This window comes from Curtobacterium sp. B18 (genome assembly GCF_000333375.1).
Lineage (GTDB): Bacteria > Actinomycetota > Actinomycetes > Actinomycetales > Microbacteriaceae > Curtobacterium.
On sequence record NZ_BACZ01000353.1, the window covers coordinates 1 to 7,240 of the forward strand.

Here is a 7,240-nt window from a genome sequence, read left to right on the forward strand (position 1 = left end):
GGCACGATGAAGAGCGACGCCGCTCCGGACGTCACCGCGGGGTGCCGCCGGGCGACGTCCGCGACCTCGGCCGCCCACGAGAGCGTCCGGCCGTGCGAGAAGTACGTCTTGAGCGACACCCCGACGGTGATCACGGAGCGACCGCCTCCACGATCAACGCGAACGACACCGCACCCGGGTCCTTCGTCCCCACGGCCTGTTCGGCGTGGGTCCGGGCCCGTCCCTTGCGCGGCACGAGGTCGGCGGTGGCGTCCGCCGCCTCCCGGGCAGCCGCGACCGCGGTCCGCCAGGCGTCACCGGTCGCCGCACCCTCGCGCACCGCCCGGCCGAACGCGTCGTCGAACGGGACGAGCGCGTCGACCATGGTCTTGTCGCCGGGGACGGCGCCGAACGCGAGGACGGCCTCGGCGGCCGCATGCACGGCGTCCGCGATCGTGGTGGCCGACGGACGCGAGGTGTCGCCGAGGACGCGACCCAGCGCCTCCAGGGCCGCACCCCAGATCGCTCCGGAGGTGCCACCGGCCTTGTCCGACCAGGCGTCGGCGGCGATCGCGAGCAGTCCGCCGGCGCCGACCTCGCGCTCGAGCGCTGCTCGCGCGGCGGCGTCCGCGGCGTGCACGCCGCGCTGCATGCCGATGCCGTGGTCGCCGTCGCCGGCCACGGCGTCCATCGCGCCCAGGTCGTCGGCGTGCTCGTCGACGACCGCCCGCGCCGCAGCGATGGCCGTCGCGATGCGTTCCGCGACCGCGTGGGACTCGGGCGACCCGGTGCCGACGACGATCCCCTCGTCGGCCTCGAGCGCCGAATCCGGCAGCCGCTCCGCGGCGACGGCGCCGCCCTTGCGGTAGGCGGGGGTGTCGGCGGGTGCGGCCCAGAGCTCCTCGAGCTCGTCGTCCAGCCAGAACAGCGTCAGCGAGACGCCGGCCATGTCGAAGCTCGTCACCAGCTCCCCGACCTCGGGCTCGACGATGACGATGCCGGCCTCCGCGAGGCGCCGCTGCACCGAGCGGTAGACGACGAAGAGCTCCTCGTACTTCACGGAACCGAGGCCGTTCAGGACCGGGACGACGCGGGAGCCGTCGACTGCGACGCCGGACGGCAGCTCCGTCAGCAGCTTGTCGACGAGCAGGTCTGCCAGTCCGGACGCCGTGGGCACGTCGGTCTCGTCGATGCCGCGTTCGCCGTGGATGCCCATCCCGATCGCCATCCGACCTTCCGGCACGGTGAACAGGGGTTCGTCGGCGCCGGGGAGCGAGCAGCCGGAGAACGCGACGCCGAAGCTGCGGGTGCGGTCGTTCGCCCGCTCCGCGATCGCCGTGACGGCATCGAGGCCGTCCCCGCGCTCGGCGGCGGCTCCCGCGACCTTGAACACGCAGAGGTCCCCCGCGATCCCACGACGCTCGTGCGCACGGTCGGCGGGCGCACTGGCGACGTCGTCGGTCACGCGGACCGTGCGGACGTCGATGCCGGCCGCGGTGAGGGCCCGGGCAGCGGCGTCGAAGTTGAGCACGTCGCCGGCGTAGTTGCCGTAGCTCAGCAGCACCCCGCCACCGTGCTCCGACGCCTTCGCCACCGCCGTGACCTGCTGGGCGCTCGGGCTGGCGAACAGGTTGCCCATCGCGGCACCGGCTGCCAGGCCCGGCCCGACGAGTCCGCCGAACGCCGGGTAGTGCCCGGACCCGCCACCGATCACGACGGCGACCGTGCCGGCGGGGCTCGTGGTCGCGCGGGCAACCCCACCGTGCACCTTCCGCACCCATCGCTCGTTCGCGGCCACGAAGCCGTCGGTGGCCTCGTCGGCGAAGTCCGCTGGATCGTTGAACAGTCTGGTCACGCGCTCGTCTCCTTCGACGTCGTGGTGCGGACGTGCGAGGTGTCGAGCAGGTCATCCGCCTTCGCCCCCCGGAAGAACTTCGTGCAGAAGATCATCACGGCCGCGACGAAGGCCAGGACCCCGAGCGACACGATGCCGAACGCACCGCTGTCGGTCGGCACCACGTCGTTGATCGCGGTGCGCATGATCGGTGCCACGAACCCGCCGAGGTTGCCGAGCGAGTTGATGAGCCCGATGCCCGCGGCGGCGGCCGCACCGGTCAGGAAGGCCGTCGGGTACGCCCAGGTGATCGGCCCCACCGCGAGGAAGCTCGCGACGGCCAGCGTGATGAACAGGATGCCCAGGACCGGTTGGCCGTTCGCACCGGCCCACGCCGACCCGAGGATCGACAGCCCGGTCGTGACGTAGAACATCGTGCCCCAGCGGCGACGACGTCCGACGGTGTCCGCCTTCGAGCCGACGAGGTAGCAGGCGACGAGCCCGACGAGCCACGGGATCGCGGCGACGAGACCGACCTGCCAGCCGACGTCCTGGCCGAGCAGCGAGGACACCTGCTGCGGCAGGTAGAACGTCGTGCCGTACACGGCGACCTGCAGGCAGAAGTAGATGATCGTGAAGTACCAGACGCGGCCGCTGGCCATCGCCTTCCAGATGCCGGTCGGGCCGTCTTCACTGCGGGCGGTGTCCTCGCGTGCCATCGCCGCGGTGAGCGACGCCTTCTGCCCGTCGTCGAGCCACTTCGCCTGCTGCGGACTGTTCGTCAGGAACACCAGCGCGGCGATGCCCGCGAGGACCGCGAGCAGTCCCTCGCCCGCGAACATCACCTGCCAGCCGTGGAACGGGGTGGCCTGGTCGCCGAAGCTGATCAGGCCGCCGGAGAGCGGGGCGCCGATCATCTGCGAGAACGGCTGCGCCAGGTAGAAGATCGCGAACATCCGCACGCGGACCTTGTTCGGGAACCACTCGGACAGGTACATGATGACGCCCGGGAACAGGCCGGCCTCGGTCACGCCGAGGATGAACCGCAGGACGATGAACATCGTGTCGTTCGTCGTGAACGAGAACAGTGCGGCGACGATGCCCCACGTGATCGCGATGCGGGCGAGCCAGAACCGTGCGCCGAACCGCTTGAGCAGCAGGTTGGACGGGATCTCGAAGATCGCGTAGCCGATGAAGAAGATGCCCGCACCGAGTGCGAACGCGGCGTCGGAGATGCCGCGGTCGACGCTGAGCGCCTCCTCGGCGAACCCGACGTTGGTGCGGTCGAGGAAGGCGACGAAGTACAGGATGACGAGCATCGGCATGAGGTGCTTCGTCGCCTTGCCGATCGCCGACTTCAGGGCGGGGTCGTTCGTCGACCCGAGCGCGGGGGCAGGGGGAAGGGACACGGGTTCGCTCCTTTGCGAGCACGGTGCGGTTTCGGTGCGTCCGACGGACGGTCGGCCTGTCGGTCTGTCGGCGTGTGGGCCTGTCGGCCTGTCGGCCGGACGGGAGGCACGGATCGCGTCGCGCGGACGGCGCGCGACCCGTGGCCGGTCGGCTCTAGTGCATGTACAGGCCGCCGTCGACGTTGAGCGTCTGGCCGGTGACGAACCCGGCGTCCTCGCTGATGAGGTAAGCGATCGCCGCGGCGATGTCCCGCGGGGTGCCGATCCGCGGCAGCACGCCGTCGGCGGCCATCGCCGCCTTGCGCTCCTCGGTGAGCGTGCCGCCCATGATGTCGGTGTCGATCGGACCGGGGGAGATCGCGTTCACGGTGACCCCCTGGTGGCCGAGCTCGCGCGCCATCCCGCGGGTGAGTCCGACGACGCCGGCCTTGGCGACCGAGTACGGCGTCTTGCTGAACGTGCCGCCTCCGCGCTGGGCCGACACCGACGACAGGTTGACGATGCGGCCGTAGCCGTTCCGCACCATCGACTGCGCTGCCCGCAGGCTCGCGAAGTGCACACCGTCGAGGTTGATGCCCAGCACACGGTGCCACTCCCCCTCGGGCAGGTCGAGGTACGGGTGGGCGGAGGAGACCCCGGCGAGGTTCACGAGTGCGGCGATCGGCGGCAGTGCGGACTCGATCGCGTCGAACGCGGCGCGCACGGCGGCCTCGTCGGCGACGTCCGCCCCCGCGCCGACCGCCTGCACGCCGTGCTGGTCGCGCACCTCGGCGGCGACCTGCTCGCTCGCGGCCTGGTCGAGGTCGACGATGCCGACGTTCCAGCCCTGTCCGGCGAGGTGGTGGGCGGTGGCGCGGCCGATCCCCCGCGGGGAGGCGGCGCCGGTGAGGACGACGGTGCGGTCCTGGTTCGTGGTCATGGTGCGCTCCCTCAGTGGATCGGGGCCGGGCCGAGCTCGTCGAGGAGCTTCTGCATCGCGACGTAGGCCCGGTTGCGGTAGGCGACGAGCTCCGGGGTGCGGTCGGCCGGCACGTCGAGGTACCCGGCGCCGGACTTCGTGCCGAGCTCGCCGGCGTCGACGTGCTGCTGCAGCGACGGCGGGGTGGCGAAGCGCTCGGGCCAGCGGGTCTGCAGCGACTCGAAGCAGAACGCGTAGACGTCGAGCCCCGCCATGTCGGCGATCGCGAACGGGCCGAAGAACGGCAGGCGGAACCCGAACGTGGTCCGCACGATCGTGTCGATGTCGTCGGGGGTCGCGATGCCCTCGTCGGCGATCTTCGTCGCCTCCTCGAACAGGGCGTACTGCAGGCGGTTGAGCACGAACCCGGTCGAGTCCTTGACCCGTGCCGACTGCTTGCCCGTGGCGGCGACGACGGCCTCGCCGACGGCGATCGCGTGCTCGTTCGTCGTCGGGTGCGGGATGAGCTCGACACCGGGGATGAACGGCGCCGGGTTCGAGAAGTGCACGCCGAGGAAGCGCTCGGGGCCGGTGACCGCCTCGGCGAGGGACTCGATGAGGATGGTCGACGTGTTCGACCCGATGACGGCGTCGGGACGGGCGGCGGCGCTGATGCGGCGGAGCGTCGCGTGCTTGATCTCGAGCTTCTCGGGGACGGCCTCCTCGATGAAGTCGGCCGTGGCGACCGCTTCCTCGATCGAGTCCGCGGCGCTGAGGTGGGCGTCGACGCGCGCCACGGCGTCCGCGGGGAACAGGCCGTCCGCGACGAACTGCTCCGTCTCGGTGATGAGCCGTGCCCGGTTGGACGCGGCGATCTCGGCGGAGACATCCGCGATCCGGACGGTGTGGCCGGCGAGGGCGAGGACCTGGGCGATCCCGCCGCCCATGTAACCGGATCCGACGACGGCGATGTCGAGGGTGCTCATCGGGTGACTCCTTGCTTCGTCGCCCCGACCACCGAGGTGGCGAGGACGGAACGGATGTACTGCTGGTTGGTGGCACAGACGCCGAGGCTGTCCCCGCCGTACTGCTCCGTCATGACGATCCCGCGGAACCCGTCGGCGACGGCGTCGCGGAGGACCTGGCGGTAGTTGATGAGCCCGGCCTCCATGGTGCTCGGCGCACTCGTCGCCCAGCTGCCGTCCCCGGCTTCGTCCCGCGTGTAGTTCTTCACGTGCAGGTAGTTCGTGAACGGCAGGGTCTTCGCGAAGAGCTCGCGCCAGTCCTCCACCGGGCGGTGCAGCCGGATGAGGTTCGCGACGTCGGCGTTCAGCCCGACGGTGTCGAGGCCGATCTCCTCGATCAGGCGCACGGCGCTGTCCGCGGTCCCGAGGTACGTGTCCTCGTAGAGCTCCAGGGCCATCGGCAGCCCGACGCTCGCGGCGTGCTCGCCGAGCTCGCGGAGGCGTGACACCGCGGCGGCACGGATCTCGGGGTCCTCCGGGTCCTTCGGCCCCTGGGCCGTCCAGAACCAGAGGGCCTTCCGCTGCGCCTCGTTGAACGGCTGGTGCAGCCCGGTCGAGAACACCTGCATGCCCCACTCCGCCGCCGCGTCGATCGTGCGGTGGGCGTAGACGAGGTTGTCCTCCTCGTGCCCCGGCTGGACGATGCTCCTGCGCTGCAGGTGCACCGACGGGATTCCGACACCGTGCGCCTTCGCGATCGCGAACAGCTCGTCGCGCCGGGACCGCTCGAGGTCGGCGGGTCGGATGTGGCTGTCCGCCATCTCGGCGAGCGAGAACCCGACCGCCTCGATCTGGGCGAAGACGTCGTCCCACACCTGGGGGTCCGCATCGTGGAAGGCGATCCCGTCACGGGTCACCGGCGGGAACCCGTGCAGACACGTCGCGATCGGCCAGGTGTCGGCCGTCCAGGTGGTGGCGTCCCAGTCTTGGTCGACCCAGTCCTGCGGTGTGCTCACGGGATGCTCCTTCGCATGTCGGGCTCGTCATCGAACCTCTTTCCTATAGGAAAGATACTCCGACGCGGCAGATCCGCAACCGATCCGACCAAACCCCCTGTCCGGGGGGCTCCGAAGGAGCCCGGACGTGGAGGATCAGGACGCCCGTCCCGTTGACCCGAACCTCGGGACGGGCGTCCACGCACGCCCGGTCGGTGCCGTGGACAGCGACCGCCGCTCCGATTCGGCACCGACGTCAGGCGGTGTGCGACGCGTCCGCTCGCGACCGGAGCCGCACGGCGTCGATGTGGTGCCGCATCGCCGCGACGGCCGAAGCCGGGTCCTCGGCCAACGCCTCCAGGATGTCCCGGTGTTCCTGGACGGCACGTTCGGTGTCGTCGCCGCCGCCCTCGACGATCTGTCGCATCCGGTGCACACGCGTCGTGATGATCTCGGACATCTCCTCGAGGAACGGGTTCCGCGTCGCGTCGAACACGAGCTGGTGGAACTGCCAGTCGGCCCGGAAGAAACGGGCCATCAGCTCCTCGGACGCCGCACCGACCCCGACGCCGGCGATCTCCCGGGCGACGGCCGCCTGCTCCTCGAGCGCCGCGGCCAGCCGTGTCCGCAGGGCCGGGACGTCGCCCCGCGCCGCCAGTTCGACGGCACCGGACTCCACGATGAGCCGAGCGTCGAACAACGCCTCGAGCTGGTCCCCCGCGAGCGGCGGCGACACCCGGTAGCCCTTGTTGGCCTCGCGCGTGACGAGTCCGGTGCGCTCGAGCTGCACGAGCGCCTCGCGCACCGGCGTCGGCGAGACGCCGAGGGACCGGGCCAGCCCGTCGATCGACAGGCGCATGCCCGGCTCGACGTCGTGACCCATCAGCACCTCGAGCACCCGGTCGTAGACACGGTCGCGCAGCCCGAGCTGCGTGATGCGCTCGGTCCCGAAGCCCGGCATCGTGGTCGACATGCGTCGATCCTAGAGAATCCAGGATCACGACCACCCCGAACCGGCCGCGGTCAGTAGAGCGCGTCGATGCCGATCAGGTCGCCGAGACCGAGGGTCCGCTGACCGGTCTCGCACGTCGTCGACACCGGCTTCATGACGAGCCCGCTCGACGAGGGCGTGTGTCCGAGGCCCCATGCGTGCCCCCACT

The 7,240-nt window shown here is 71.2% G+C and carries 6 protein-coding genes; all 6 read right to left on the minus strand.

Features of this window, described 5'->3' with window-relative positions:
* Nucleotides 1–130: 130 nt before the first annotated feature.
* On the minus strand, nucleotides 131–1,834 hold the full coding sequence (locus I5E_RS09655; protein ID WP_022906794.1) for a dihydroxyacetone kinase family protein: 1,704 nt from the start codon (nucleotides 1,832–1,834) through the stop codon (nucleotides 131–133).
* Entirely contained in the window at nucleotides 1,831–3,222 is a 1,392-nt protein-coding gene (locus tag I5E_RS09660; RefSeq protein ID WP_022906795.1) for an MFS transporter, read from the minus strand. Before I5E_RS09660 ends, I5E_RS09655 begins: the two co-directional genes overlap by 4 nt.
* Nucleotides 3,223–3,376: 154 nt before the next feature.
* Entirely contained in the window at nucleotides 3,377–4,141 is a 765-nt protein-coding gene (locus I5E_RS09665; RefSeq protein ID WP_022906796.1) for an SDR family NAD(P)-dependent oxidoreductase, read from the minus strand.
* Between the two features lie 11 nt (nucleotides 4,142–4,152).
* A complete protein-coding gene (locus tag I5E_RS09670; RefSeq protein ID WP_031262065.1) occupies nucleotides 4,153–5,106 on the minus strand; it encodes a 3-hydroxyacyl-CoA dehydrogenase family protein in 954 nt (317 codons plus the stop codon).
* A complete protein-coding gene (locus I5E_RS09675; RefSeq protein WP_022906799.1) occupies nucleotides 5,103–6,101 on the minus strand; it encodes a sugar phosphate isomerase/epimerase family protein in 999 nt (332 codons plus the stop codon). The genes I5E_RS09670 and I5E_RS09675 overlap by 4 nt, the downstream gene beginning before the upstream one ends.
* A 235-nt stretch (nucleotides 6,102–6,336) precedes the next feature.
* The gene (locus I5E_RS09680) at nucleotides 6,337–7,053 is read right to left on the minus strand and encodes a GntR family transcriptional regulator (RefSeq protein WP_022906800.1); all 717 of its coding nucleotides are present in this window, start codon (nucleotides 7,051–7,053) and stop codon (nucleotides 6,337–6,339) included.
* Between the last annotated feature and the right edge of the window lie 187 nt (nucleotides 7,054–7,240).